Source organism: Thauera sp. 2A1 (assembly GCF_009469595.2).
GTDB lineage: Bacteria > Pseudomonadota > Gammaproteobacteria > Burkholderiales > Rhodocyclaceae > Thauera.
On sequence record NZ_SSXV01000001.1, the window covers coordinates 308,362 to 333,675 of the forward strand.

The following is a 25,314-nucleotide window of genomic DNA, read 5'->3' on the forward strand; positions in this document are numbered from 1 at the left end:
CCGCCCTACGAGGACGGCCGTGCTGCTCACACCTCGATCAGCCCGCTGCGCACCGCGATCAGCGCCAGTTCGGCGGCGTTGCTGGCATTGAGCTTCTGCTTGATGTGGTAGAGGTGGGTGCCCACCGTGCTGGGGCTCAGCTTGTGCGCGACGGCGATGTCGCTCACAGAGCGGCCCTGGGCGAGCTGCAGGAAGATGGCGAACTCCTTGTCGGTCAGTGCCGTGGCGGGGTCGACGCCAGCGCCGCCCAACTGCGCCAGTGCCAGTTGCGGCGCCAGTTCCGGATCGACATAACGCTGGCCACGCGCGACCTGGGCCACGGCGCGGATCAGCTCCTGCGGCTGGGCGCGCTTGGACAGGTAGCCGGTGGCGCCGCTGCGTAGCGCGCGAGCGGGGATCTGCGCATCGTCGTGCGCCGACAGCAGCAGCACATGGGCGTCGGGCGTATGCGCGAGCAGGCGCTCGAGCGCGCCCAGCCCACCGATGCCCGGCATGGATACGTCCATCACCAGCACGTCCGGGCGATGCTGCGCATACGCCGCCACCGCGGCCTCGCCGCTGTCGACCTCGCCCATCACGATGCCACCCGCGCCCTCGAGCAGCAGGCGTAACCCCATCCGCACTGCGGCGTGATCGTCGGCCAGAAGAATGCGGACTCGTTCAAGTGTCTGCGCCATGCTGAAATTCCGTCTGATTCCTGTGTTTCGGCAGGCTCGCGCTGACGCTCAGGCCGCCCGCGGGTGCCGCGTCGATCGTCAGGCTGCCACGAAGTGCCGCCACCCGCTCGCGCATGCCGGTGATGCCGAAACGGTTCGCCATGTCGCGCTCGCCGTCAGGGCCAGCCAGTCCGCGGCCATTGTCGCTCACGCGCAGCACGAGCATGTCGCCTTCGGTGCGAAACCTCACTTCGGCGCGGCTCGCACGGGCGTGGCGGGCGACGTTGGTGAGGCTCTCCTGCAGCAGGCGAAGCAGGGCGAGCGAGGTCGTCTCGTCGGTGGGCGAGCCGATCGGGTCGATTTCGCACTGCAACTCGATTTCCGGATGCAGCCCGCTCCATAGTGCGCAATAGTCGCGCAACACCTGGTCGAGCGACGCGCCTGCCGCCGCCGAACGCAGGCGATGCAGGATCGTGCGCACGCCATCCTGCATCTGGTCGGTCATCGCCAGGATGGCCTGGGCGCTGCCGTGGAGCTGCGGCAACTGCTCGCAACGCTGCATCATCGCGCCGGCGATCGCACGCACCGCGGTGATGCCTTGCCCGAGCTCGTCGTGCAGCTCGCGCGCGATGAAGCGGCGCTCTTCCTCCAGGCGCAGTTGCAGTGCGCGGGCGAAGGCCTGGTCTTCCTCCAGCCGCAGGTTCAGCGCCCGGCTCTGGTCGAGGTTGTCGGCGAGACGGTTGTAGCTGTCGGCGAGGCGGTCCAGTTCGGCCGCGCCATAGGTCGGCAGCCGGGTGTCGAACAATCCGGCGGCGCCGCGGTCGAGGGCGCTGTTGATCTGTGCCAGCGGCGCGAGCGCACGATCCAGCGCCAGGCGCACCGCCAGCCCGACCAGCAGCATCGCGGCAAAGGCCCAGCCCATGCCGGTGGCGAAATAATCCCAGGCGTCCAGCACTGAGCGCGAGGCATCGGGCCGCAGCACGATCTGGCGATCACCCGCGTCGAAGATGTGGGTCGGCACTTCCGGCGTGAGCTGGCGTGCGAACCACTCCGGCGCAAATCGGCCCGCCTTGTAGGTGGGCTCCGGCGACACGTAGATCAAGCGGCCGGTGGCGTCGAGAACTTCCAGCCGGTTGGCGCGCAGCCTGCCCACCGCCGTGAGGTAGGCCATCAGGCGGTCCGGGCCCTGTTCGCGGTCGCGCAGCGTTTCGGCGACCAGCACGCCCACCCATTGCTCGGCGACCCGGCTGGCGGCGTTGATCTCCTCGTGAATGGCACGCCGCGTCTCGTGCATCCAGCCCAAGGTGGCGATGGTGATGACCAGCAGCAACAGGCCGGTCAGCACCTTGCTGACCCGGCCCCTCAGGGTGTTGTCGCGCCTGGCCGTCGCCCCGGGGGATGGGGGGGGCGTCTTGTGCGTGGCAGGCCGGGGTGATTGGGGATGCGTCATGGCGGGAAGCGGTTGCGCCCGGGAGGATGGTTCGTCGGCGCCAGACCCGCTGGCGGTCGATTTCAATCTAGCAGGCGAGGGAGCAATTTTCGTGCTTCGCGAGCATCCTGCCGCGTGCGTGCGCGCCGACGCGTGCGGTGGCGGCAATGGGGCACGCAACGGGCGCTGCGGACCGGTCAGGCGATACCCTGGCTGAGAGTGCTCCGCGCGAAGACGTGGGCCCCGCCGAAGGTGCGCAATGGAAAGGGCTCCATCAGGTGGAGGGAGGCGTAGCCCACCAGAGTGAGCCATTGCACGTCGAAGTAGTCCGCGCAGCGCAGATGGGCGAGGTTACCGTCCAGCGACAGCAAGGCCGCTGCCGTGCGGTTCACCGCGACGAAGCGGCTGTCCTGGTCGAACACCGCCAATGCCTCGAGGGGGCCGCCGAGCAGGGCCTGGCGAGTGTGGAAATGCAGGCGCAGAAAGCCGCGCTCATCGGTCTCCACGAGCCGGTGCTCGATCATCTCGACGGTCGTCTGCAGCACCGCCTGCATGTGGTCACATTTCTCGCGCGACGTCGAGGCGTGGTCGGTCAGGATCAGAAGGCAGCCATCGGTGCCATGGATGGGGGCGGCAAGCGACAGCGCGGGCGCGCCGTTGCCGGACTGCCGTTCCGCCGCCGTGCCGATGATGCGAAGGATCTCACCGTCGCGATTGGCCAGCTGGACTTCGAGGGACGGGCTCGCGAACTGTTGGTAAAGGTTGGCCATCACCGGCATGGCGAGCGTCATCAGGCGCATGTGCCCGCTCGATCTGCCGGAATAGGCGAACAATGGAACAGCGTCACGTGGCATCGTGCGCAGCGGGTCTTCTACAGGGGCCTTGGGAGGCTTCATGTGTGCCACATCCTTACGACGGGCGGCCGAGGTTGCGAGCGGGTGTCGCATGTTTCATGCCCAACTTTTTGGCATTGCATTGCGGCGCTGCGTCATGCTGTTCTGACGGCGATCGGGTGCTCCACTACGGAACAGTTGCTCTCAATCGATACAGCCGAGCAGGCGAAGGCGGCCCGCCGGCCGCTCCGTCCCGCCGGCGATAGCCCGGACGAAGGGCTGAAGACGCCCGGTGGCATGGAGGCTGCTAACCAACTTGGAGTACGCGGGCTGCAGCCTGCAATTCGATCGAGGACATATTCGATGACCCGACTCGCGCGAGCCCTGGCGTGGCTCGCTTTCGTCCTTTCTCCAATCCTGATGACTGCCCACGCGGCCACTCCGGTCGTCAGGGTTGGCGTGCTCCAATTCGGCACCGTGAGCTGGGAGATCGAGGCGATGCAGAAGGCGGGTCTGCTCGAGCGCGAGGGTGTGCGCGTCGAAGTGGTGCCGCTGGCGGTGAACGACGCGGCCAATGTCGCCTTCCAGGGCAACGCGGTCGACGTCATCGTGAATGACTGGATCTGGGTGTCCCGACAGCGCTCGGAAGGGCGCGGCTACACCTTCGTGCCTTACTCGCTGGCGGTGGGCGGCGTGATGGTGCGGCCCGACGCCGGCCTGCGTACGTTCGCGGACCTGCGTGGCAAGCGCCTGGGCATTGCCGGCGGGGCCCTGGGCAAGAGCTGGCTGCTGCTGCGGGCCTACTCGCGCAAGACGGTGGGCGAAGATGCGGCAAGCTTCGTGCGCACCGACTTCGCTGCACCGCCGCTGCTCAACCAGCTTACGCTCGGTGGGGACATTCCCGCGGTGCTCAACTACTGGCACTACAACGCGCGCCTGCAGGCGGCGGGGTTGCGCGAGATGCTGAGCATGCAGGACATCCTCGCGGGCCTCGGCATACAGTCCGAACTGCCCATGGTCGGCTGGGTGTTTCGCGACGATTGGGCGAGGGCCAATCCTGCGGCGATCAGGGGCTTCCTGCGCGCATCGGCGGCGGCGAAGAAGCTGATGCTGGAATCCGACGAGATCTGGAACACCACCCTGCGCCCGGTAATGCGGGCCGAGGACCAGGCCACCTTCGAGGCCCTGCGCGCCGGCTACCGCGCAGGCATCCCGCGGGGACCGGTCGCCGAGGCCGAGGCCACTGCGCGGCAGGTCTTCTCCATCCTTGCCTCGGTCGGCGGCAGGGAACTCGTGGGTGAGGCCCAGGCCCTGGCGCCGGGTACCTTCTGGCAGGCGGGCGCGGAGCGGTGACGGGGAGCGGGCAGGGCGTGCGCGAAACGCGGACTCCGCGGGGCGCCGCGCATGTGACAGGGCAAGGAGGGTCCGGCGAGGGACTGCGTGGCGCCAGCGCTGCGCCGCGCTCCCGCCAGCCCGGCGGCGCCGGCCTGCGGCTGGGCTCCATCCTGGTCTTCCTGCTGCTGTGGCAGTTGCTCGCAGTGACGCTGCAGAGCGCGACGTTTCCGGCGCCGGCGGTCGTCTTCCAGCGCCTGCTCGCCGAGATCTCGTCGCTGACCTTGCCCTGGCATCTGTCCATCACGTTGGCGCGCGTCGGCGTCAGTTTCCTGCTGGCGATGGTGATCGGCACCGCGATCGGTATCGCCATGGGGCATTGGCGGCGGCTGGACATGTTCCTCGACACCTGGCTGGTGCTCGGCCTCAACATTCCGGCGCTGGTGACCATCATCCTGTGCTACGTGTGGTTCGGTCTCAACGACTGGGCGGCGATCGTCGCGGTGGCGATCAACAAGATCCCCACGGTGGTCGTCACCGTGCGGGAGGGTGCGCGCGCCGTGGATCCGCGCCTGATGCAGGTGGCAGCGGCCTATCGCCTGACGCGTGGGCGCACCTTCGTGCGGGTCTACCTGCCGCAGCTCTATCCCTACCTGATGGCGGCTGCACGCGCCGGCCTGTCGCTGATCTGGAAGATCGTGCTGGTGGTGGAGCTGCTCGGACGCAGCAATGGCATCGGCTTCCAGCTCAACGTGTTCTTCCAGTTCTTCGACATCGCCGGCATCCTCGCCTACACGCTGGTGTTCGCCGCCGTCGTGCTGCTCATCGAGGCGATCGCCCTGCGTCCGCTTGAGCGCCGCCTCACCGAATGGAGAGGCTGAAGGTGCTCGAGATCGACATCGCCCGCAAGACCTACCCCGACCGCGGCGGCCGCAGCCATGTGGCCCTGCAGGGGTTGCGTCTGGCGGCCTGGCCCGGCGAATTCCTCTGCCTGGTGGGCCCTTCGGGCTGCGGCAAGAGCACCTTGCTGAACCTGATCATCGGCCTCGACCGCGACATGGACGGGCGCGTGACGCTGGATGGACGCGTACCTGACAAGGGCATCGGCGTGATGTTCCAGGAGCCGCGGCTGATGCCGTGGCTGACCGTGCTCGACAACGTGCTGCTGGTGGCCGACGATCCGCAGCAGGCGCGGCCACGAGCGATCGAGCTGTTGCGGGCGATGGAACTGGGTGACGTGCTGCACACCTATCCGGGCCGGCTGTCGGGCGGCATGCAGCGCCGTGTGGCCCTGGCGCGCGCCTTCGTCATCGAGCCGCCACTGCTGCTGATGGACGAGCCTTTCGTGTCCCTCGACGCGCCGACAGCAGACCGGCTGCGCTCGATGCTGGTCGACCTGTGGCAGCGCCGGCGGTCCACGATCGTCTTCGTCACGCACGACCTGCGCGAGGCGCTCGCGCTGGCCGACCGGGTGTGCTTCCTGTCGGCGGCGCCAGGGCGGGTCGTGCTCGAGATGCCGGTCGAGCTGCCGCGCCCGCGCGCCCCGAACGATGTCGCGGTGCTCGAACTGCAGGCGCGCCTGCTGGCGCAGCACCCCGACCTGCTGGCTGGACTCGTCACCACGGAGCCTCCGAACGATGCCTGAAGCAACTGCCGACGATGCGATCCTGCGCCTGCGCGAGGTGCGCAAATCCTATGGGCCCCGCGAAGCCCTGAAGGGCGTCAGCCTGGCGATCCGACCGGGCGAATTCGTCGCCCTGCTGGGGCCCAACGGCGCCGGCAAGAGCACCATGTTCCAGTTGCTCACCGGCCTGTTCAACGCCGACGCAGGCGAGATCCGGGTCTGCGGCCACGATATCCGCCACAGCCCGGTCGCGGCGCTGGCATCGATCGGGGTGGTGTTCCAGCAGACGACGCTGGACATGGACCTGAGCGTGGAGGCGAACCTGCGCTTTCACACCCGCCTGCACGGCATCGCCGGGCGCGAGGCGGGCGAACGCATCGCAGCGGCGCTGGCGCGGCTTGGCTTGACCGAGCGCGCGCACGATCCGGTGCGCGCGCTGTCGGGTGGCAACCGGCGCAAGGTGGAACTGGCGCGCGCGCAGTTGCACCGGCCATCGGTGCTGCTGATGGACGAGCCCACCGTCGGCCTCGACCCGGCCTCGCGCCGCCAGTTGCTGGACGAAGTCCTCGCCCTGCGCAGTGGCGGTGTCGCCGTGCTGTGGGCCACCCATCTGGTGGAGGAGGCGGAAGAAGCCGACCGGGTGGTGGTCCTCAACGCGGGCAAGGTGCTGGCCGACGGTACGCCGGCGAGCCTGGTCGCGGCAGCGGGTGGCGGCAGCCTGGCAGCGGCGTTCCTCGGCATGACCGGGCGCAATGCGGAGCTCGCGGCGTGAGCTGCGGCCCACGGCACGCGGCAGCGACGCGCAAAGAATTGCCCAAGAGACACTGACCAGAAGAGACGATAAGTGGCCATCGTCGATGGACGCGAGGAGAGGCGAGACATGAACAGGAAGATGCTTGTGGCGATGCTGGCGCCGGCCGTCCTGGCGCTGGCAGGCGCCGATGCGCTGGCGAAGGGGACAGGCTATCTGTTCGTCAGCAGCGAGAACGACAACGCCGTGACCGTGCTCGACGGCAAGACCTACGCGGTGGTGAAGACGATACCGACCGGCGAGCGGCCGCGTGACATCAAGCTCAGTGCCGACGGCAGCCAGGTCTACGTGATCGCGAGCAACAAGCACCGGCTCGAAGTGATCGACATCGCCAGGCTGGCAGTGACGCGCACCCTGCCAGTGGGCAAGGACCCGGAAGCCTTCGACTTCGGCAAGGACGGCAAGCTCATCTACGTGACCAACGAGGAAGACGCGCAGGTCTCGGTGGTGGACTTCGCGACCGGCAAGATCATGGCGAAGGTGGAGGTCGGCGAGGAACCCGAGGGCGTCAAGCTCAGCCCGGACGGGCGCCGCGTCTACGTGACCTCGGAAGTCGCGAACATGGTGCATGTGATCGACACGGCGACGAACAAGATCCTCGCCAACGTCGTCGTCGGCAACCGTCCGCGCCGCTTCGCGATCACGCCCGACGGCGCCGAGGTGTGGGTGACCAACGAGCTCGGCGCGTCGATCAGCATCATCGACGGCGCCAGCAACAAGGTGAAGGGCACGGTGTCATTCGAGCCCAAGGGCTTTCGCAAGGACGACGTGACGCCGGTGGGCATCGTCATGACGCGCGACGGCAAGACGGCCTTTGTAACCCTGGGGCGAGCCAACCATGTGGCCGTGGTCGACGTGCCAGCGCGCAGGGTGAAGGGCTACGTGCTGGTCGGCAACCGCGCCTGGGGGGTGCAACTGAGCCGCGACGAGAGCCTGCTCTACGTGGTCAATGGCCTGTCCGACGATGTGTCCATCATCGATACCAATGCACTCAAGGTGCTGAAGTCGGTGCCGGTGGGCCGGGTGCCCTATGGTGTGGTGGCCGACGACTGAGTGCAGGCAGGTGTCGCGGCCCGCAGCGCCGGGCATCGCACCACATCGCGGTTTGCTGAATTCGACAAGGAGTTGATCGCATGCCGATCCGACACATTGCCCGCCGTGCCCGCGCCCTGGCAGTGGCTGGCTTTGCGGCAGCGGGCCTGTTGCATGGCGCACCGCTGCACGCGGTGGCCCTGAAGTTCGGTTTTCTGGAACTGAACCACGACGCCCGCTACGACGAGGAAAAACTCTACTTCCGCCCCATGTCGCGCGCGCTCGGTCGACCGCTGGCCGGCGCCGAGGTCGCCTTGCGCGAGTCGCGCTTCGTCGGCCAGGCGGTCGGCGCAGAGTTCGCGCTCGAGCGCGCGCAGGCCGACGACGCCAAGGGGCTGATCGAGCAGATCGGCAAGCTCAACGCCGCGGGCGTGCGCTTCTTCCTCATCGATGCGCCGGGCGCGGTGGTCGCGCAGGTCTCCCAGGCGGTGCGCGGCCGCGAGTTGCTGCTGTTCAACATCTCCGCGGCGGACGACGCGCTACGCCAGGAACAATGTCAGCCCAACCTGCTGCACACGATCCCGAATCACGCCATGCAGGCCGATGCCATGGCGCAGTACCTGGTGTCGCGCAAGTGGCGTTCGGTGCTGATGCTCGAGGGGCCGCTGGCGGAAGACAAGCTGGTGTCGGCGGCATTCGAGAATTCGGCGAAGCGCTTCGGCCTGAAGATCGTGGAGAAGCGCCCCTTCCTGCTCAGCAACGATCCACGGCAGCGTGACCAGGGCAATGTCGGCCTGCTCACCGCCGGCCCCGATTACGATGCTGTCTTCGTCGCCGACTCCGACGGCGAGTTCGCGCGCAGCGTGCCCTACCGCACCGTGCGCCCGCGGCCGGTGGTGGGCAGCGAGGGGCTGGTGGCCGAAGCCTGGCATTGGTCGTGGGAGCGCCACGGCGCGCCGCAGCTCAACAACCGGCTGGAGAAGCTGGCGTCGCGCCGCATGTCCAGTCCGGACTGGGCCGCCTGGATCGCCATCAAGACGGTGGTCGAGGCGGTGGTGAGGACGAACAACGGCGATTTCCGCACGCTGGCGAAGTACATCGGCAGCGACGACATCACCATCGACGGCTTCAAGGGCAACCGCCTCGGCTTCCGCCAGTGGGACGGCCAGTTGCGCCAGCCCATCCTGCTCGCCACGCACAACGCCGTCATCGAGCGCGCGCCCATCCAGGGCTTCCTGCACCAGACCAACAACATGGACACGCTGGGCTTCGACAAGCGCGACAGCCGCTGCAAGTTCTGACAAACCGGATCGCTTCCCCAGATGAGACTTGCTCACGCCCTGCTTGCGCTCCAGGCCGTCACCAGCCGCGAGGTGGCGAAGTTCGTTCGCCAGGGCGGCCGTTTCGCGTCGGCGCTGGTGCGCCCGCTGCTGTGGCTGGTGGTGTTCGCCGCCGGCTTCCAGAACGTGTTCGGCGTTTCCATCATTCCGCCCTACGACACTTACATTCCGTACCAGGTGTACATCGTCCCCGGCCTGCTGGGCATGGTGCTGCTGTTCAACGGCATGCAGTCGTCGCTGGCGATGGTGTACGACCGCGAAATGGGCGTGATGCGCCTGCTGCTGACGGCGCCGCTGCCGCGCTGGTACCTGCTGTTCGCGAAGCTCCTCGCCGGCACGCTGCTCTCGGTGCTGCAGGCCTATGTGTTCCTGATCATCGCCGCACTGTTCGGTGTCACCGTGCCGTGGATGGGCTGGCTGCAGGTGCTGCCGGTGCTGGTGCTGGGCGGCATGATGCTGGGCGCCCTCGGCCTGTTGCTGTCGGTGCAGATCCGCCAGTTGGAGAACTTTGCCGGCACGATGAATTTCGTCATCTTCCCGATGTTCTTCCTGTCGCCGGCGCTGTATCCGCTGTGGAAGCTGGAGGAGTCGGGGGCGGAGATCATCCACTTCGTCGCGCAGTGGAACCCGTTCACTCATGCGGTGGAGGCGATCCGCTTTGCGCTGTACGGTCAGTTTTCGGCGATGTCGCTGTCCATCGTGGTGGGGTGCCTCGTGGCATTTTTCTTGCTGGCGGCGTGGGGGTATGACCCGCAGCGTGGCATGCTGAAACGGACCGGAAAGCCCGGTTGAACCAAACCAAAAGGCCTTGAATCGGCACTGGAGGAGCAATGATCATCCGCACCAAACATTTCATGCTGCTGGCTGCCTGCGGCGTCGTCGCCGGCTCCGCGGGCGCCCACGGCCCGGCACGGCTCAAGGTCGAGCACAGCATCGACATCCAGGCGCCGGCCGACAAGGTCTGGGCGCGCATCGCCAACTTCCACGACATGTCCTGGCACCCGGCGATCGCCAGCACCCAGGGCAGCGGCGGCAATGTGCCGGATGCCACCCGGCTGCTGACGCTGAAGGGCGGCGACGGCAAGGCGACGATCGAGGAGGCACTCAACAAGTACAGTGCCGAGCACATGAGCTACATGTACAAGATCACCAAGGTCGACGTGGCGGTGCTGCCGGTGACCAACTACGCGGCAACCATCACCGTCACCTCCACCGGCCCCTCGTCGTCCAAGGTGGAGTGGCGGGGAGGTTTCTATCGCGGCTATCCGAACAACGATCCGCCCGCCAACCTGAACGACGATGCCGCCATCAAGGCGGTCACCGGCATCTACCAGTCCGGCCTTGACGCACTGAAGGCGGAAATGGAAAAGGGCGGGCGCTGAGCGAGCCGAAGGGATGGTGCGTCTGTTGCCGCAGCGATTTCCGCACCGGATGGCGGCGCTGAAGCCGCTGCTGTGGGCAGGCGCGCTCCTGCTCGCGAGGGGCGGCGGCGCTGCCGAGGTGGCCTTCGTCACCACCCAGTCCGACGACTCGGTGTCGGTCGTCGCGCTGGGCGAGGACAAGGTCGCCGCCACGCTCGAAGTCGGTGGCAAGCCCGCCGGGGTGGCCGCGTCGCCGGATGGCCGCCACGTTTATATCACCAGCCCCGAGGGCAGCTACGTCAGCGTGCTCGGCACGCGACCTCCCGCGCTGCTGCGCCGCATCGCGCTGCAGGGCGGGCCGCTGGGGATCGCCGTGCATCCGGACGGGGCGCGGCTCTTTGTTGCGGACTGGTATGGAAACCGCGTTTTCGTCGTCGATGTCGCGAGCGGCGACATCCTCGACGAATTGCCCACCGGCCTGTCGCCGTCGGGCGTGGCGGTGTCGCCCGATGGATCGCTGCTGGCGACGGCGGATCGCGACAGCGATCAGGTTTCCTTGTTCAGCACCGCGGATCATCGCCTGATCGGGACCGTGGCCACCGGCAAACGTCCGTTTGGCCTCGGTTTCACGCCCGATGGACGTCGTCTCATGTCGGCCGATGTCGGCTCCAATACCGTCACGGTGATCGATGTGGACTCGCGTGGCGTACTGGCTTCGGTGCCCGTCGGTGACCGCCCCTATGCCCTGGCCGTCGCGGGCGGTCGCGCCTTCGTCACCAACCAGTACGCCGGGACGGTGTCGGTTTTCGATCTGCAGAGCCTGAAAGTGGTCGCCACGATCGAGACCGGCGAATACCCGGAGGGCATCGCGGCGTCCGCCGACGGCCGCTTCGTCTATGTGGCCAACTGGTTCGACAACACGCTTTCGCGTATCGACACCGTCCGTCTGCGGGTGACGGGAAGCGTGCGCACCGGCAATGGTCCGCGCGCCTTCGGCGCTTTCGTTGCCGACGTGCCGGACGCTGCTGTCCGCTGATCGACGGCGCGCAACCGCGTACGTGCTTCAGGCCATGCGCGGGCACCGTCAGGGCGAGGGTGTCGCGATCACCAGTTGGTTGCGCCCCGCGCGCTTGGCCCGGTAAAGGCCACGGTCCGCGTGTCGCATCGCGACGTGGATGTCGTCGTGATCCGGCGTGGCGAGCGCCAGACCCAGGCTCATCGTCAGCCGCTCGACGATCGGTGCCACGCTTGTTTCGATGGCCTGGCGGATCTTCTCGCCGACGATCTGTGCGCCGGTCAGGTCGGTTGCGGGGATGACCGCGAGGAATTCCTCGCCGCCGAAACGGGCGACGAAATCGGTTTCGCGGATGGATCGCCTGAGCACCTCGGCGGCATGCCGCAGCACGGCGTCGCCGACGGCATGGCCGTGCGAGTCGTTGATGGATTTGAAGTGATCGAGGTCCATCATCAGCACCGCATAGGCGACGCCTGAGCGCTTCATGCGGATGAACTCGTCGCTCAGGCGCTCATTGCCGGCAAGCCGGTTCGGCAACCCGGTAAGCGCATCGTGACGGGCCAGCAGGCGCAGCTCTTCGTTGGCGCGCGCCAGCGCCTCGGTGCGTTCGGCAACTTTCCGCTCGAGCTGGGCGTTCATCTCCGCCAGCGCCTCGGTCGCCCTGCGCAGCGCCTGTTCGTCGCGCTTGCGCGCAGAGATGTCGGTGACGCAACCGGCCATGCGGATGGGGCGGCCGGCGGGGTCGCGCTCGACGACCTCGCCACGGTCGAGTACCCAGATTTCGCTGCCGTCCTTGCGCTGCATGCGGTGTTCATGCCGGTAGTGCCCGCTCCGGCGCAAGGCGGCGTCGATCGAGGCGAGCACCGTGTCGCGATCGTCCTCGTGCAGTTGCGCGGCGAATTCTTCGATCGGATGCTGAAGTTCGTCAGTTGGGAAACCGAGCAGCGCGCACCAGCTCGCGTTGTGGGTGACGATGCCGCGCGGAATGTCCCAGTCCCAGATGCCATCGCCCGCGGCCGCCATTGCGTAGGCGTAGCTGCGCTCGCGCTCTTCGATGACCTGGTGCGCACGCTGAAGGTCGGTCACGTCGTGGGCGATGACGAGGATGCGCCGCTCGCCGTCCGGACCGTGCAAGGGCTTCTTGATCGAGTGGAAATGCCGGATCTCGCCAGTTTCGGCGTTCGTCGAGCTCTCCTGCACCAACTGCGTCTCGCCCGCCAGCATGACGCCGCGCACGTTCCGCAGGTAGAACTCGACTTGCTCGCGATTCGGGTTGAAATGACCGTCGTCCTTGCCCACGAGCTGATCCGGCGTGGTTCCGTAGAGCGTGGCCAGCGCTGCGTTGCCGAGCAGGAAGCGACCGTTCCAGTCCTTCAGCAGGATGATGTCCGGCGACTCGTCGATGACGGTGCGCAGCAGTTCCTCGCCTTCGCGCGCCCGCGCCCAACTCGCCAGGGCGTCGCCCCATTCGTCCGCGCATGGACCGACCGCGCCACACTCGACGCAGCGAGCGGCCCACTTTCCGTTTGCATCGCTCGCCACGTGTGTCTCGGGCGAGCGGCAGAAAGGGCAGGGGTCGGGCCTTTGGTCGGCAGGAGGGCTGCTGGCTGGCATTGTTCTTGGCGGCAGGTGCTACACGTGTGACCCGGACAGATCACGAAGCTGGAATGTTACCGAAGCCTTGCATCGCGCGGGTGTTCGTGTCGATGACATATTGCGCGCAGGTGCCGGAGCGTCGCTCGAAGTCGACCTCGCAAGCCTGGCCGCACTCGGGCGGTCGCGTCGGATCCGCGCGCTCAATGGTCGAACTCCTCGTTCTCGAATTGCAGATACAGCTTCTGGACATTCCGCGGGTGCAGCAAGGCATAGAGGGCCCAGTCCTGGAATTCGGGCAACTGCACGTTCCGCAGCGTCTCGTAGAGGCTTGCTCCTCCGCGTTGCCGATCACGGGCGAGCTCTGCGACCCGCTCGATGTAGTGCCGCACCGGCGCTGTCGCCGCAGCGGCGCCGGGCGGTCCATATCCCGGCACCAGGATGCGTGGCGACAGCTCGTCGATGGCGTGGAGGGCGGAGAGCCAGCCCGAGGTGTTCGAGTCGCGCAGGTCAGGCAGGCGGCTGATGGAAACCAGCGCCCCGGCGAACAGGATGCCGCTGGTTGAGTCGTAAACGGCGAGGTCGCCCGGCGTGCTGCCCCAACCGAAGTGCAGCACGCGCAGCTTGCGCCCGCCGGCGTCAAGCTCGATGGATTGCGACACGGTGCGCGCGGGCATCAGCACGCGGGTGCCAAGCATCGCTTGCTCGCCGAGCAGGCGCCTGAGGTTGCGCAGGCAGTTCTCGCAGCGCTCGCCGATCAGCCGCGCCCCGGCCTCGTGAGCGAGGATGGGGATGTCGCGGTCGGCGAAGGCCGCGCTGCCCATGATGAACTCCTGCAGCGGCTGGGTGATCACCGCCAGCACGACTGGCTTGCCGCCGACGCGCTCGGCCGTCTCGAGCAGTTCGCGGCCATGCCGATAGGAACTGCCCGTGTTGATGACGATGGTGCCATCCGCGCCGACGATGAAGCCGGCGTTGCCGATGCGGCCCTGGTTCTCCGGGCTGGCCTCATTCGTGCTTCCGAAGACGGCATAGACGCCGTTGCCGAGCGCGGTCGCGGTGAGCGCCGCATCATCGGCAGGGAAGGCGCGCCCCGGGGCAGCGGCGATCATGCAGAGAGCCAGGCCGCACGCGAGCCTGAAGATCCCATTCAATCCGGACGAAACCAGGGAGAGCAGGCCATGGACGATGCGAAGAAGAAGGTGACCCGATTCCTCGGGGGCTTGTCGATGCTCGTCGCGCTGGCGGGGGCGCAGTCTGCTGGCGCCGAAGCGCCGCCGCTGGTCGTGGCGCCGTTCGACCTCATCGAGGAGCACCCCGACCCGAGTCGCGCCGCCGACCAGCAGCGACGGCTCGAGGCCGTCCGCAGCCAGTTCATCGACGAGATTCAGGCGCATGGTCTCTATCGCGTGGTGGCGCCTGAATCAGCGCGGGAAGTCGTCGACCAGTTGCGGGCACGGCACGCATTCCTTTACGACTGCCCGCAATGCAAGGGCGAGCTGGGGCAGGCCACCGGCGTGCGTCTGGTGGCAGTCGGATGGGTGCAGAAGGTCAGCAACCTGATCCTGAACATCAACGTGGAAGTCAGTGATGCGACGAGCGGCCGGGTGCTCGCCGTGCAGTCGGTCGACATCCGCGGCAATACCGATGAGTCGTGGACGCGGGGCATGCGCTTCCTGGTGCGGAAACTGGTGGAGCGCCGGCCGCCCGGCATCGACTCGGGCGGCTGATCGGTCCTCACGTCTCCCGTCGCAACCGCAGTTGATGCGATATGCGCCCTGCGACGGCAACCCCGGCCGTTCACCGCGTCAGACCGGATTGCTGACCGGTTGCACCGGCAGCGTCGCCTCGAAGCGCCGGGATTGGCTGTCGAGCACTTCCGCCTTCAGTTCCCCGCGGCCCTTGGGAATGAAGTAGAAACGGAAGTTGGGATTCTCGCTGATGGTGAAATCCACTTCCGCGGTGAGCACGGGTTCGCCTGCATAGCTGATGCGGACCAGTCGCACGTAATGTGCAGGCGTGTAGTTCCGCGTGAGCTGATCCATGGCAAGACCGGAATGGTTCGGGTGGCTCATCATCAGTTGCGCGAGCGACGGCCTGTTCAGTACTGGTTCGCCTTCCACGCGCAGCCGCATCCTGCCCAGGGTGGTGAGCGCGGCCTGTGGATCCTTGCCCGGCGGCGCGGAGCACCCGCCCGACGCCTTGACGAAGCGGGTGCTCATGAAAAGCTTCCCGTCGTTCATCTCCGCGATCGCACGCATGTGGGTGTAGGCATCGACGCGCACGCGGGTCTCGATCTCGGCGCGCCCGCTCGCCGGGGTGAAGTCGAACACCGCACCCATCGGCGAGGGATTGTTGTCGATGATCAGGTAGATCCGGCGGATGTAGCGGGTGTCGCTCTGCGGGAACTGCGCGCGCAGGGCGATCGGCACGATTGCGGCATCCTCCGCACGGGCGGGTGCTTCGAGCTTCAACACGTCGTCGGCTGGCGTGGTGATCGGGCGGCCGGCGAAGAGGCTGTCGCGGAACTGCAGCCACATCGGATTGGCGTCGATGTCGAGCGCGGGGTCGGTCGCGCCGGCCTGCTGGGCGTGCGCCATCCTGCCGGCCGCGAGCAACAACGGCAGCGAAATCAGCATCCTGCGTTTCGGATTCATGCTTGCCCTCCTTGCGGGCGTTTCAGTCTTCCCACTCCAGCTCGGCGTAGGCGGCGGTCAGGTTGCGACGGTGGAACGCGTCCGCAAGCTGCCAGCCGGCGGTGCCGGTGGCCGACAACTGCTCGAGCGTGCGTGCAATGGGCACGCCGGCCTTGATGGCAGCGCGAACCTCGCGCAATACGGTCGAGAGGTAGGTTTCCTCCGGACCGATGGCCTGGCGCAGGTCTTCGCTTACCGTGCCATGCCCGGGCACGGCACGCTTCACATCCAGCGCCTTGAGCTCGCCGATGACGCGCAGCCAGCCGCGCAACTGGCCGTCGATCACCGGCAGGTGGCCCATGAAGAGCAGATCGCCAGTGAACAGCGTTCCCGTCTGCTGGTCGAAAACCGTCAGGTCGTTGTCGGTGTGGGCCGTGGGCCAGGCGCGCAGTTCCAGTTGGCGTCCGCCCAGGTCGAGGGCCGCCCGGTCAGCCACCGTCTGCGTCGGGTAGACCACCGCGTCGGGCGCGAGTGCCTGCCCGCCCTCGCGGCGGAAGGCCTCCAGGTAGTAGGGCGCGCGTGCCGACAGGGATGGGCCGAGGCGCACGTGGGCCACGTAGGCCGGCCCGGGACTGCCGGCGGCGAGTGCGACGTTGCCCAGCACGTGATCGGGATGCATGTGGGTGTTGATTACGTAGCACACCGGCAGCGTAGTCACGCGCTCGATCGCTGCCTTCAGGCGCTGGCCGATCGCGGGGCTGCCGCCGGTGTCGATGACGGCGACGCATCCCGCGCCCACGATGAAGCCGATATTGGCCACGTCCTCGCCGTCTTGCGCGGCCCAGGCGTGGTGGCTGCCCTGGTGCACATGGACCCCGGGAGCGATCTCCTTCGTCGGCAATGGCTCGACGGCAGCAGCCCTCGCCGGTGCGCCCGACGTGAACAGCAGCGACGCGCCCAGCAGCGCGGTCAGCACCCTGGCATGTCGGCGCGGCGCTGACGGGGTGATCATGTTGGGGCCTATTTCGCCGCGGTGTCGATGAAGCAATGCTTGTTGGCGCGCGCCTGGATTTCACGCAGGCGCTTGACCTCCTTGCCGACCGATGGATTCTCGCGCAGGGCGGCGCCACGGTCGCCGGCGATGCGCTGCGCCAGTGTGGCGGTGTGCAGCGTGGTGTAGTCGTCGTAGCTCAGTTCGGTTGCCAGCGCGTCTAGCGCGCACGAGCACTTGCTGATCATCTCGTAGCTGTTGCCCGGATGCTGCTGCAGGCACTCCTGCACGTACAGCACGCGTTCCTGGGTCGGAAAATCATTGGCTGCGGCCGGCAGGGCGGGCACACCGGCGAGCAGTGCGACTGCGACAGGCAGCAAGAGGCGGGGAGTCATCGGCTTTCCTTTGTCCTTAGCGGGCGCCCGGCGCGGACGCGGTGACGACCTCGGCGCCGTCGATGTACATCTCTTCCACCATCAGTGGTGGCGAGGAGGCGTCCGCATTGTCGATCCGGCTGCGGATGCCATACACCCGGCCCGGCACTGCGTCCGACATCATGAACACATAGTGCTTGCGGGCAAGGCTTGCGAAGCGCTGGCGGGACGGATCGTCGAGATAGGGCGCGATCGAAACCTCCTGCCCAGAGATCGATTTCCCGCGATAGCGGAAAGTGGTGGCGCGCACCTCTGCGCCGTTGTACACCGCCATGCGGATGCGCTTGCGGAAGTGGGCCTGCTGACCCTTGGTGAGCCGCTGCATGTCGCGCACGTCGTGCTCGAGGAAATACAGGATGACCGGGTTGGAGCGTGCATCGTCGATTTCGGGCAGCGCCAGCCTGTGCTCGCCGCTCAGGAAGGATCCGCTTGCGGTGCAGCAGGTGCCGTCGGGCCGCTGCCCGAGCGAGATGCTGACCGAGTCCTCAAAGGACGGTTCGAGGCTGCCCGACTTGCGGAATGAATATTTCAGCGTCGCCGGCGGATGCTCCGCCGACAGATGCTCGTCCATGAAGATCAGGCGCTCGGCGGCCGAATAATCGGGCGTGGAGACGGCCCTGGCGTCGGGCTTGGGCTCACCCTGCGCGGCCCATGAGGGCAGGCAGGCGGCGAGCCCCGCGAGCAGGGCGAACAGTGCGGGGATGGGCGGACGGATGGCCATGCTCCAGGGGTGCAAGCGGTGAAAGAGACTCAGGGAGGCGGGTGCTGCGTCGAGTGCGCTCCGGCAAAGGGTGCGAACGCTCATCTGGAGAGCGCCGCTGATGCGGGCGGCTCGTCAGTCAGCGGCACGCGGTATTCGGCGAGGATGGACTGGATCTCGGCGCGATGCGTGTCGATGAATTCCTCCACCTGCTTCTTCCACTCGGGCTCGCCATAGCGCACGCCCATGCCGACAGAGAACTCCAGCGGAATCCCCGGTTCGGGGCGGATCGGCACGACGTGCATCGGCTGCCTCGCGGCCGTCTGGCCGTAGTAGCTGCCGACCGGTCCCCAGACGATGGCGACGTCGATCTTGCCGGAGGCAAGATCCTGATCGATGATCCGGCCCGGGTAGTAATCCATCTCCACGTTGATCGTGTGATAGGGCACGCCCTGGTCGACCAGGTCATGCCTCGCCATCCATTTCGACGCCGGCGAGTGGTCGAAAACGCCGATCTTCAGGCTGGCGAGCTTCTCCCGCGGCAGCGCGAGGAAATCGTCGCTCGTGCGCACGTCGTCCATTCCCTTGCCAGCCGGAAAGACGAGCACGTAGGGCGAGCGGAAATAGGGTTTCGTCACCGAGGCCTGGTCGAAGCCCACCGGCAGCCCCATGATGATGTCGCAGGGGTAATCTTGACCGGGCAACTTGTAGCGCAGGGTGTTGCGGATGAAGACGAAACGCTGCGGGTAGTTGTAGTAGGTCACCGGCAGCTTGAGCGACTTGCCGAACAGTTCGGCGATGCGGTTCTCGAACCCCTGCTGCTTGTCGTTGGCGAACGGCAGGTTGTTGGGATCCTGGCACACGCGCAGCGCCTTGCGCTCCGGTGCGCCGCCACTGTCCTGTGCCAGCGATGCGCCTGCCGTCAGCAGGGCGGCCAGCCCGGCGATGAGGGTGATGCCACGGCCGCGCTTGCGCGTGGCGCTCGGGCGGGCCTGTTCCTTGGTCGCGGTCATCGTTTCTTCCTCGACCTCACTCGATCGGCTGAACCTTGGCCTGGGTGATGGCGCCGTCGGAACGGCCCTTCAGATACGCATACAGGGCATCGATGTTGTCCATCACCCTGGGGTTGTTGCCGAAGCTGACCATGCCTTTGTCCTGCCTGCCGTCTCGCACCGTCTGGATGAACTGTTCCTTCGTCAGCACTTTCAGGCTCTCGATCAATGAAGGCCCGACCATGCCCTCCTGATTCGCGCCGTGGCAGCGATCGCAGGCCGCAGCGCGCCAGGTATGGAATCCCTTCAGCGTGTTCGGGTCGACCTTGTTGCCGTCGACCACCGTGTACAGCGGCTTCTGTGCATCTGCAGCATGGCTTGGGCTACCGACGACCATCAGGGCTGCACACAACAACATCGCGTACTTCATGAATGAATCCTCCTCGCTTGCGGCGGATGTGTCGTGGCTGCTTTGGCCTGACACCTTTCGTTGAATGATGAATCAGGAGGCTCGCGACGCTGTGACCTGCAGAGGGATCTGCGCCGGGGAGCGGGTGCTTTCCACACTGGCTTCGAGTCGGATGACGAACCTGAAGTTCGTCATCCGCCATGCACGTGAAGCTATCGGAGCCATAGCGGGAAGCCCTCGGGGTCATCCCGCGGCGGGCCGGACCGTAAAGGCCCGGCCCTGTCGAGCTCAGTTGGGCAGCGCGAACACGGTGAGCGAGCCGCCGAGCTGCGTGTAATCGGCCAGCTCGCGATAACCGCCGACCGCACCCAGACCCTCGTTCGCCTTCTCCAGGCCCGCCGCCATGCCGATGCCGGCCCAGCCGCCGATGCCCGAGAACACGCCCAGATACTGCTTGCCCTTGTGCTCATAAGTGAAGACGTTGCCGATGATGCCGGACGGCGTCTTGAACTTGTAGAGCTCCTTCTTAATGTCCTTGGCATCGACGCACTTCAGGTAGCCCTCGAGCGTGCCGAAGCACGAGAGTCCGCCCGCAGTGTTGAGCGAGCCGCTCCACACCGAGAACTTCTCGGGCTTGGACTGCACGATCTTGCCCTTGCCCGCATCCCAGGTGATGAAGTTGCCCATGCCGCCATGACTGTTGGGTGCCGGGAACATCGACAGCGTGGCCCCGACGTAGGGCTGGCCGGCGACGTAATCGACCTGGAACGGCTCGTAGTCCATGCAGACGTGGTTGGTAGGCACGTAGAAGAGCTTGGTGTTCGGGTCGAACGAGGCCGGCTGCTGGTCCTTCGAGCCGAGCGCCGCCGGGCAGATCCCTTTCACGTTGACGTCCGGTCCGCCCGCTTGAGTGGAGTACTTGGTGACCACCTGCGGCCGGCCGGTCTTCATGTCGACGTGGGTCGCCCAGTTGACCTGCGGGTCGTACTTCTCGGCCACCAGCAGTTCACCCGTGGTGCGGTCCAGCGTGTAGCCGAAGCCGTTGCGGTCGAAGTGGACCAGCGCCTTGGTCGGCTTGCCCTTGACGTCGATGTCGGCAAGGATCATCTCGTTGATGCCGTCGAAGTCCCACTCGTCGTGCGGCGTCATCTGGTAGACCCACTTGGCCATGCCGGTGCTCATGTCACGCGCCATGATCGTCATCGACCACTTGTTGTCGCCCGGACGCTGCGACGGGTTCCAGGTCGAGGGGTTGCCGGTGCCGTAATAGACGGTGTTGGAGGCCTTGTCGTAGCTGTACCAGCCCCAGGTCGTGCCGCCGCCGGTCTTCCACTGGTCGCCCTTCCAGGTCTTGAGCGACGAATCCTTGCCGACCGGCGCCATCTTGCCGTCGGTCCAGGTCATCGTCTTGTCCGGATCCATCAGCATCTCGTTGTCGGGGCCGGTGCTGTAGGCCTTCCACACCTGCTTGCCGGTGTTCATGTCGTAGGCGGCGACGAAGCCGCGCACACCCCATTCGCCACCCGAGATGCCGGTGAGGACCTTGTCGCCGAAGACGTGGGGGGCGTTGGTGTTGACCGCGCCCAGCTTCGGATCGCCATTGACCGCGCTCCACAACACCTTGCCACTCTTCGCATCCAGCGCAACCAGGGTCGAATCCGCCTGCTGCAGGAAGATCTTGCCCTCCGCGTAGGCAAGGCCGCGATTCACCGTGTCGCAGCACATCTGCGCGATGACCGACGGATCCTGCTTGGGCTCGTAGCGCCAGACGATCTTCTGCGTGTCGAGGTCGAGCGCGAACACCTTGTTCGGGAACGGCGTGTGCAGATACATCATGCCGTCGATGACCAGCGGCGAGCCCTCATGGCCGCGCAGCACGCCGGTGGAGAAGGTCCACGCGACCTGCAGCTTGCCGACGTTGCTGACGTTGATCTGCTTCAGCTTGCTGTAACGCTGGTTGAACATGTCGCCAGCCTGCATCGCCCAGTTCTTCGGGTTGGCGATCTTCGACTCGAGGTCAGCGTTGGCCTGCGCGACACCAGGCAGCGCAAACGCCAGGGCGGTGGCGAGGACTGTCGGTGCGAATCGAGCGGGTGTTCCGGAACGTTTCATTTTTGTCTCCTCTCTCTTTGTGAACAACGTGCGACTTCGCCACATGAAAAGACCGGAGGCCCCGCCGCGGCATGCGGAGCGCGGGTTCCTAACGACAGCGGAAACGTCAATGCAAACCTTGTGCCAGAATGTGCCGCCGGCTGCCCTGCTGCAAAAGTGACTGACAAGCCCGGGAAAATTGCCCGGCCGCGGCATGGGCGCCGCGTGCAGGGCTGAACTGTTCGGCGCCCTGCTGCAAAGTGGGGCAAGTGCTACTTTTTGGGACATGAGGTGTCGGCTTTGGTATCCCTTGAGACTCGCCCACCCGGACGGCGAGCGATCGCTGTCGCCGCCCTGTCGGCACGCATGCTGGCCGAGTCGGTCGCCAGTGGCGGTGCGACGGCGGTGGCGCTGGATCTGTTCGGCGATGTCGACACGCGCGCCGCGGCCGCGGCCTGGCACGACATCGGCAGCGGAGGCCAGCTCGCGCTGGATGGTGCGGCCCTGCTCGACGCGCTGGCCCGGCTCGCGGATGAGGGCGACGTCGACGCGTGGGTCGCAGGCAGCGGCTTCGAGGCGCGGCCGGACCTGCTTGCGCGCGGCGCCACGCTGCTGCCGCTGCTGGGCAATCCGCCGGAGGTGGTGCGGCGGGTCCGCACGCCCGGCTGGTTCTACCCCTGGCTGGCGGCGCGCCGGGTGCCGCACGCGGCGGTCAGTGTCGCGCCTCCGGTGCAGCCCGAAGGCTGGCTGTCGAAGGACGCGCGTGCCTGCGGCGGCTGGCATGTGCGACCCGCGCTGACGGCGGTGCCTGGCGGCGGCGCGGGACATTACTTTCAGCGGCGCATCGAAGGGGTGCCGATGTCGGTGCTCTTTCTCGCCGACGGGCATCGCTGGCACATTGCGGGCATCGCGCGCCAGACGATTCGCCCACTTGGCGGACATCAATACGTCCATCGCGGCGGCGTCGGGCCGATCGATCTGCCGGCCGCCGCGCTGGACGCGCTGCGGGCGATGGTGGACAGCATTGTGGGCGGGCTCGGCCTCGTCGGGCTCAATGGCATCGACTTCATCCTGCACGAGGATGGGCCGCTGCTGATCGAGCTCAACCCCCGTCCGACCGCCAGCGTTGCGTTGTTCGACGATTGCGTCCACGGTGAGCTGCTGCTGGCGCATGCGGCGGTGTGCCGTGGCGCGGCCCTCGACGCGCTGAGGTTTCAGCCTTTGCGCGCGGTGCGTGGCAGCGAGGTGGTGTTTGCGCCGCACGCTGGCCGCATCGACGATGAAACGGCGGACTGGCTGGCAGGGCAGGGCTGGTGTCACGACCTGCCTGTGGCGGGTACGGCCCATGCATGGGGCGACCCGGTGTGCAGCGTGAGCGCGCGCGCGGAGAGTACGGCGGAGGTCGATCGCCTGCTGGCCGAGCGCCGACGCGCGGTACTGGACGCAGTGGCGCACGCTGCCTCCGCAAGCTGATCGACGCCCAGGGCGGCGATCCGCGAACCCGGAGGTGTGCGCGCCCGAACCAACGGAGGTGGACCATGACGCAATGGCGCAGCAAGCAGAAGGACGAGCCCTATGCCGAGGAGGAGATCAAGGCCCGGCTCGCGGCAGAACTGCCGGAGTGGTACTACGAGGACGGCTGGATCCGTCGCAAGTACAGGACCAGCGGCTGGAAGGGCACGCTGATGGTGATCAACACCGTCGGCCACCTGGCGGAGGCGGCGTTTCACCATCCCGACATTGCCGCTTCCTACGCATTCGTGATCGTCAAGCTGATGAACCACGCGGCGAAGGGCGTCACCGACAAGGATTTCGAACTGGCGAAGAAGATCGAGGAGGTCGTGATGTGGCAGCCGGGCAAGGAAGGCGGTGCCCTTGAAGGCACGCCCGACGATCCCCGCTTCAGCTACATCAAGTATCGCTGATGTCGTTCGTCGGTAACGATCTGGCTGCGGATCTGGTTGCGCTCTCACGCGCCGAGGCGGCGTTCCGCTGGGCATGCCGGCTGGACGTGGAAGTGTTCAAGCCCGGCAATGTCAGCCTCGCTTCCGCGGGGCACGACATGGTCGCTGCGCAGTTCCTGTCCAGCGCGGCGGCGGCGGCAGGCCCGTTGTTGCGTACCGGCGCGCCGGTGGGCGAGCGCGTCGAGGGCGCCGTCGTCGCCACCCGCCGTGCCGTCGGCTGCAACACCAACCTCGGCATCCTGTTGCTGTGCGCGCCGCTGGCGCTGGCGGCCGAGCGCGCCGGGCTCGGCGACGAAGCCGGCCTGCTCGCCGAGCTGCATAAGGTGCTTGCGGCTCTCGATGTCGCCGATGCGCGTGCGACCTTTCGCGCGATCGCGCTGGCGAACCCCGGCGGATTGGGGAAGCCGGCCGAGCAGGACGTGTCGGCCACGCCGACGGTGGACCTGCGCTCGGCGATGGCGCTCGCCGCCGATCGCGACCTGATTGCGCGCCAGTATGCGTACGGTTTCGGTGACCTGGTCACGGTGGGCCTGCACCCTTTCCTGCGCGAGACCGATCGTGGCCATGCGCTGCCCTTGCGCGTGCAGCGCACCTTCCTGCGCTTTCTGTCGGCATTTCCGGACTCGCACATCGCACGCAAGTTCGGCCGGGAGACCGCGCGTCAGGTGCAGGACGAGGCGAAACCCTGGCTGGCGGCGATCGAGCACGACGGGATGGCCGCGGCGTCGCCGCGCTTCGCGGCTTGGGATGCGTCGCTCAAGCAGCGCAGGCTCAATCCCGGCACCAGCGCGGATCTCACGGTGGCGACGCTGTTTACGGCGGCCCTGGTGCGACCCGCGCTGACGGGCGGCGGGCAGCGGTCTGCATGAGGCCCCCGACCGTTGCGCGCGGGCGGCGCCCTGATTGCGCTGCAGTTGCGCGTGGCCTGGATCTTGCTGACCTGCCTCGTTGCCGAAGAAATCGGGATTGTTCGAGGATTGCCGAGAGATGTCTTCCCATGCCGCGCTTAGCCGACAGAGCCGCGAGATGATCCGCCAGGTAACCCGCTCGCCGGGGCCTGACGCGCTGGTCGTCGATGCGCCTGCGCGCCTGCATCTGGGCTTCATGGACCCCAGCGGCAGCCTGGGGCGCAAATACGCGAGCCTCGGCCTGGTCATCGACGGGTTGAGCACGCGAGTCGGCATCACCGCGGCCCCATGCAACGAAGTGGTCGTCGCCGACGGCATCGATGCGGGCGAAGGCGAGCGGCTGCGGCGTCATCTGGCCACGCTGCAGGCGCGCACCGGACGTGCCCTGCCGCTGCGGGTGACGCTGCTGCGCGCGCCACCCGCCCACTCCGGCTTCGGCTCGGGCACCCAGTTGGCGCTGGCGATCGGCCACGCCTTCGCCCGTTACCACCGGCTCGACATGGGCAGTGCCGACATCGCCGGGCTGCTCGGACGCGGCGAGCGCTCGGGGGTGGGCATTGCCGGCTTCGATCGCGGCGGCCTGCTGCTCGATTGCGGTCCGGGTGCTGCCGGTTCGGCAGCGCCCCTGATCACGCGCATCGAATTTCCGGCGGCGTGGCGCATCGTCCTGGTGATGGACGAGCGCACCAATGGGCTGAGCGGTTGCGCGGAGCGTGAAGCGATGGCCACCTTGCCGCCCTTCCCGCGCGAACGCGCGGCCGACATCTGCCATCAGGTGCTGATGCGCGTGCTGCCCGGAGCCATCGAACGCGACTTCGTGCCGTTCGCCGAGGGTGTGAGTGCCATCCAGCGCCTCGTCGGCAGTCATTTCGCGCCTGCGCAAGGCGGCTCGATGTACACCAGCCCCGCGGTGGAGCGGGTGATCGAGTGGATCGCGGCGCGCCAAGCCGCTGCCGTCGGGCAGAGCTCCTGGGGGCCGACCGGCTTTGCCATCCTGCCCGCCATCGACGCAGCGGAACAGGCGGTCAGCGCCGCGCGGGATGCAGGCGTCGTCGATCCCGCCTTGCGCATCCTGGTCGTGGGCGGCCGCAATCGCGGCGCGCAGATCGATGCAGTGACGGATTTTCAGGCCGATCCGGGCGACTGACGCTGCCGGGCGCGAC

Annotated in this window: 26 protein-coding genes; 14 read left to right on the forward strand and 12 right to left on the reverse strand. The window is 67.2% G+C overall.

Features of this window, described 5'->3' with window-relative positions; genetic code table 11:
• Window positions 1–26 precede the first annotated feature (26 nt).
• The 3 genes from GH664_RS01535 to GH664_RS01545 all read right to left on the reverse strand — a co-directional run bounded on the left by GH664_RS01535 (window position 27) and on the right by GH664_RS01545 (window position 2,981).
• Entirely contained in the window at window positions 27–677 is a 651-nt protein-coding gene (locus GH664_RS01535) for a response regulator (protein WP_153166372.1), read from the reverse strand.
• Entirely contained in the window at window positions 661–2,106 is a 1,446-nt protein-coding gene (locus GH664_RS01540) for a sensor histidine kinase (protein ID WP_153166373.1), read from the reverse strand. Before GH664_RS01540 ends, GH664_RS01535 begins: the two co-directional genes overlap by 17 nt.
• Window positions 2,107–2,282: 176 nt before the next feature.
• The gene (locus GH664_RS01545; protein WP_153166374.1) at window positions 2,283–2,981 is read right to left on the reverse strand and encodes a hypothetical protein; all 699 of its coding nucleotides are present in this window, start codon (window positions 2,979–2,981) and stop codon (window positions 2,283–2,285) included.
• A 300-nt stretch (window positions 2,982–3,281) separates the two neighbouring features.
• On the opposite strand from GH664_RS01545, the gene GH664_RS01550 reads away from it, so the two are divergent.
• The 9 genes from GH664_RS01550 (at window position 3,282) to GH664_RS01590 (ending at window position 11,454) form a co-directional block, all read left to right on the forward strand.
• Window positions 3,282–4,271: an ABC transporter substrate-binding protein gene (locus GH664_RS01550; protein ID WP_153166375.1), complete on the forward strand. Its 990-nt coding sequence runs from the start codon at window positions 3,282–3,284 to the stop codon at window positions 4,269–4,271.
• Window positions 4,272–4,324: 53 nt separating this feature from the next.
• Window positions 4,325–5,131, forward strand: coding sequence for an ABC transporter permease (locus GH664_RS01555; protein ID WP_194270295.1), 807 nt, complete (start codon window positions 4,325–4,327; stop codon window positions 5,129–5,131).
• A gap of 2 nt (window positions 5,132–5,133) precedes the next feature.
• The gene (locus GH664_RS01560) at window positions 5,134–5,895 is read left to right on the forward strand and encodes an ABC transporter ATP-binding protein (protein WP_153166487.1); all 762 of its coding nucleotides are present in this window, start codon (window positions 5,134–5,136) and stop codon (window positions 5,893–5,895) included.
• On the forward strand, window positions 5,888–6,646 hold the full coding sequence (locus tag GH664_RS01565; protein ID WP_153166377.1) for an ABC transporter ATP-binding protein: 759 nt from the start codon (window positions 5,888–5,890) through the stop codon (window positions 6,644–6,646). The genes GH664_RS01560 and GH664_RS01565 overlap by 8 nt, the downstream gene beginning before the upstream one ends.
• A gap of 120 nt (window positions 6,647–6,766) precedes the next feature.
• Window positions 6,767–7,738: a PQQ-dependent catabolism-associated beta-propeller protein gene (locus GH664_RS01570; RefSeq protein WP_228111341.1), complete on the forward strand. Its 972-nt coding sequence runs from the start codon at window positions 6,767–6,769 to the stop codon at window positions 7,736–7,738.
• Between the two features lie 80 nt (window positions 7,739–7,818).
• Window positions 7,819–9,018, forward strand: coding sequence for an ABC transporter substrate-binding protein (locus GH664_RS01575; protein ID WP_153166379.1), 1,200 nt, complete (start codon window positions 7,819–7,821; stop codon window positions 9,016–9,018).
• 21 nt (window positions 9,019–9,039) lie between these two features.
• Window positions 9,040–9,849 carry an ABC transporter permease gene (locus GH664_RS01580; protein ID WP_153166380.1) on the forward strand — a complete coding sequence of 270 codons (810 nt, stop codon included), beginning with the start codon at window positions 9,040–9,042 and terminating at the stop codon, window positions 9,847–9,849.
• A 38-nt stretch (window positions 9,850–9,887) separates the two neighbouring features.
• Window positions 9,888–10,439, forward strand: a complete 552-nt coding sequence (locus GH664_RS01585) for an SRPBCC family protein (protein ID WP_228111323.1) — start codon at window positions 9,888–9,890, stop codon at window positions 10,437–10,439.
• 13 nt (window positions 10,440–10,452) lie between these two features.
• Window positions 10,453–11,454: a beta-propeller fold lactonase family protein gene (locus GH664_RS01590; protein ID WP_228111324.1), complete on the forward strand. Its 1,002-nt coding sequence runs from the start codon at window positions 10,453–10,455 to the stop codon at window positions 11,452–11,454.
• Window positions 11,455–11,502: 48 nt separating this feature from the next.
• On the opposite strand, the gene GH664_RS01595 is transcribed toward GH664_RS01590, so the two are convergent.
• Both GH664_RS01595 and GH664_RS01600 read right to left on the reverse strand, forming a co-directional pair.
• Window positions 11,503–12,975: a sensor domain-containing diguanylate cyclase gene (locus GH664_RS01595; RefSeq protein ID WP_228111325.1), complete on the reverse strand. Its 1,473-nt coding sequence runs from the start codon at window positions 12,973–12,975 to the stop codon at window positions 11,503–11,505.
• Window positions 12,976–13,229: 254 nt separating this feature from the next.
• Complete coding sequence (locus tag GH664_RS01600; RefSeq protein WP_194270296.1) at window positions 13,230–14,138, reverse strand: MBL fold metallo-hydrolase; 909 nt, start codon at window positions 14,136–14,138, stop codon at window positions 13,230–13,232.
• 69 nt (window positions 14,139–14,207) lie between these two features.
• On the opposite strand from GH664_RS01600, the gene GH664_RS01605 reads away from it, so the two are divergent.
• On the forward strand, window positions 14,208–14,756 hold the full coding sequence (locus GH664_RS01605; RefSeq protein ID WP_194270297.1) for a DUF3280 domain-containing protein: 549 nt from the start codon (window positions 14,208–14,210) through the stop codon (window positions 14,754–14,756).
• 78 nt (window positions 14,757–14,834) lie between these two features.
• On the opposite strand, the gene GH664_RS01610 is transcribed toward GH664_RS01605, so the two are convergent.
• From GH664_RS01610 to GH664_RS01640, 7 genes are all read right to left on the reverse strand, one after another.
• On the reverse strand, window positions 14,835–15,683 hold the full coding sequence (locus tag GH664_RS01610) for a quinoprotein dehydrogenase-associated SoxYZ-like carrier (protein ID WP_153166384.1): 849 nt from the start codon (window positions 15,681–15,683) through the stop codon (window positions 14,835–14,837).
• A gap of 22 nt (window positions 15,684–15,705) precedes the next feature.
• Window positions 15,706–16,674, reverse strand: coding sequence for a quinoprotein relay system zinc metallohydrolase 2 (locus GH664_RS01615; RefSeq protein WP_153166385.1), 969 nt, complete (start codon window positions 16,672–16,674; stop codon window positions 15,706–15,708).
• 8 nt (window positions 16,675–16,682) lie between these two features.
• Window positions 16,683–17,048 (reverse strand): hypothetical protein, encoded by a 366-nt coding sequence (locus GH664_RS01620; protein WP_153166386.1) that lies wholly within the window; start codon window positions 17,046–17,048, stop codon window positions 16,683–16,685.
• A gap of 16 nt (window positions 17,049–17,064) precedes the next feature.
• Window positions 17,065–17,808, reverse strand: coding sequence for a hypothetical protein (locus tag GH664_RS01625; RefSeq protein WP_153166387.1), 744 nt, complete (start codon window positions 17,806–17,808; stop codon window positions 17,065–17,067).
• Window positions 17,809–17,888: 80 nt separating this feature from the next.
• Window positions 17,889–18,800 (reverse strand): quinoprotein dehydrogenase-associated putative ABC transporter substrate-binding protein, encoded by a 912-nt coding sequence (locus tag GH664_RS01630; RefSeq protein WP_153166388.1) that lies wholly within the window; start codon window positions 18,798–18,800, stop codon window positions 17,889–17,891.
• 16 nt (window positions 18,801–18,816) lie between these two features.
• Window positions 18,817–19,209, reverse strand: coding sequence for a cytochrome c (locus GH664_RS01635; RefSeq protein WP_153166389.1), 393 nt, complete (start codon window positions 19,207–19,209; stop codon window positions 18,817–18,819).
• 267 nt (window positions 19,210–19,476) lie between these two features.
• Window positions 19,477–21,300, reverse strand: a complete 1,824-nt coding sequence (locus tag GH664_RS01640) for a methanol/ethanol family PQQ-dependent dehydrogenase (RefSeq protein ID WP_153166390.1) — start codon at window positions 21,298–21,300, stop codon at window positions 19,477–19,479.
• A gap of 345 nt (window positions 21,301–21,645) precedes the next feature.
• Here GH664_RS01640 and GH664_RS01645 point away from each other — a divergent pair, with 345 nt between their 5' ends.
• The 4 genes from GH664_RS01645 to GH664_RS01660 all read left to right on the forward strand — a co-directional run bounded on the left by GH664_RS01645 (window position 21,646) and on the right by GH664_RS01660 (window position 25,298).
• Window positions 21,646–22,752: an ATP-grasp domain-containing protein gene (locus GH664_RS01645; RefSeq protein ID WP_153166391.1), complete on the forward strand. Its 1,107-nt coding sequence runs from the start codon at window positions 21,646–21,648 to the stop codon at window positions 22,750–22,752.
• Window positions 22,753–22,817: 65 nt separating this feature from the next.
• The gene (locus GH664_RS01650; protein ID WP_153166392.1) at window positions 22,818–23,204 is read left to right on the forward strand and encodes a 4a-hydroxytetrahydrobiopterin dehydratase; all 387 of its coding nucleotides are present in this window, start codon (window positions 22,818–22,820) and stop codon (window positions 23,202–23,204) included.
• Window positions 23,204–24,112, forward strand: coding sequence for a triphosphoribosyl-dephospho-CoA synthase (locus GH664_RS01655; RefSeq protein WP_153166393.1), 909 nt, complete (start codon window positions 23,204–23,206; stop codon window positions 24,110–24,112). The genes GH664_RS01650 and GH664_RS01655 overlap by 1 nt, the downstream gene beginning before the upstream one ends.
• A gap of 118 nt (window positions 24,113–24,230) precedes the next feature.
• Window positions 24,231–25,298 (forward strand): beta-ribofuranosylaminobenzene 5'-phosphate synthase family protein, encoded by a 1,068-nt coding sequence (locus GH664_RS01660; protein WP_228111326.1) that lies wholly within the window; start codon window positions 24,231–24,233, stop codon window positions 25,296–25,298.
• Window positions 25,299–25,314: the final 16 nt, after the last annotated feature.

Excerpts from the sequence above, each read along its gene's own strand:
- GH664_RS01535 (WP_153166372.1), bottom strand. The coding sequence starts at position 677 with ATGGCGCAGACACTTGAACGAGTCCGCATTCTTCTGGCCGACGATCAC.
- GH664_RS01540 (WP_153166373.1), bottom strand. The coding sequence starts at position 2,106 with ATGACGCATCCCCAATCACCCCGGCCTGCCACGCACAAGACGCCCCCC.
- GH664_RS01545 (WP_153166374.1), bottom strand. The coding sequence starts at position 2,981 with ATGAAGCCTCCCAAGGCCCCTGTAGAAGACCCGCTGCGCACGATGCCA.
- GH664_RS01550 (WP_153166375.1), top strand. The coding sequence starts at position 3,282 with ATGACCCGACTCGCGCGAGCCCTGGCGTGGCTCGCTTTCGTCCTTTCT.
- GH664_RS01565 (WP_153166377.1), top strand. The coding sequence starts at position 5,888 with ATGCCTGAAGCAACTGCCGACGATGCGATCCTGCGCCTGCGCGAGGTG.
- GH664_RS01570 (WP_228111341.1), top strand. The coding sequence starts at position 6,767 with ATGCTTGTGGCGATGCTGGCGCCGGCCGTCCTGGCGCTGGCAGGCGCC.
- GH664_RS01575 (WP_153166379.1), top strand. The coding sequence starts at position 7,819 with ATGCCGATCCGACACATTGCCCGCCGTGCCCGCGCCCTGGCAGTGGCT.
- GH664_RS01580 (WP_153166380.1), top strand. The coding sequence starts at position 9,040 with ATGAGACTTGCTCACGCCCTGCTTGCGCTCCAGGCCGTCACCAGCCGC.
- GH664_RS01585 (WP_228111323.1), top strand. The coding sequence starts at position 9,888 with ATGATCATCCGCACCAAACATTTCATGCTGCTGGCTGCCTGCGGCGTC.
- GH664_RS01590 (WP_228111324.1), top strand. The coding sequence starts at position 10,453 with ATGGTGCGTCTGTTGCCGCAGCGATTTCCGCACCGGATGGCGGCGCTG.
- GH664_RS01600 (WP_194270296.1), bottom strand. The coding sequence starts at position 14,138 with ATGATCGCCGCTGCCCCGGGGCGCGCCTTCCCTGCCGATGATGCGGCG.
- GH664_RS01605 (WP_194270297.1), top strand. The coding sequence starts at position 14,208 with ATGGACGATGCGAAGAAGAAGGTGACCCGATTCCTCGGGGGCTTGTCG.
- GH664_RS01610 (WP_153166384.1), bottom strand. The coding sequence starts at position 15,683 with ATGAATCCGAAACGCAGGATGCTGATTTCGCTGCCGTTGTTGCTCGCG.
- GH664_RS01615 (WP_153166385.1), bottom strand. The coding sequence starts at position 16,674 with ATGATCACCCCGTCAGCGCCGCGCCGACATGCCAGGGTGCTGACCGCG.
- GH664_RS01620 (WP_153166386.1), bottom strand. The coding sequence starts at position 17,048 with ATGACTCCCCGCCTCTTGCTGCCTGTCGCAGTCGCACTGCTCGCCGGT.
- GH664_RS01625 (WP_153166387.1), bottom strand. The coding sequence starts at position 17,808 with ATGGCCATCCGTCCGCCCATCCCCGCACTGTTCGCCCTGCTCGCGGGG.
- GH664_RS01630 (WP_153166388.1), bottom strand. The coding sequence starts at position 18,800 with ATGACCGCGACCAAGGAACAGGCCCGCCCGAGCGCCACGCGCAAGCGC.
- GH664_RS01635 (WP_153166389.1), bottom strand. The coding sequence starts at position 19,209 with ATGAAGTACGCGATGTTGTTGTGTGCAGCCCTGATGGTCGTCGGTAGC.
- GH664_RS01640 (WP_153166390.1), bottom strand. The coding sequence starts at position 21,300 with ATGAAACGTTCCGGAACACCCGCTCGATTCGCACCGACAGTCCTCGCC.
- GH664_RS01645 (WP_153166391.1), top strand. The coding sequence starts at position 21,646 with ATGCTGGCCGAGTCGGTCGCCAGTGGCGGTGCGACGGCGGTGGCGCTG.
- GH664_RS01650 (WP_153166392.1), top strand. The coding sequence starts at position 22,818 with ATGACGCAATGGCGCAGCAAGCAGAAGGACGAGCCCTATGCCGAGGAG.
- GH664_RS01655 (WP_153166393.1), top strand. The coding sequence starts at position 23,204 with ATGTCGTTCGTCGGTAACGATCTGGCTGCGGATCTGGTTGCGCTCTCA.
- GH664_RS01660 (WP_228111326.1), top strand. The coding sequence starts at position 24,231 with ATGTCTTCCCATGCCGCGCTTAGCCGACAGAGCCGCGAGATGATCCGC.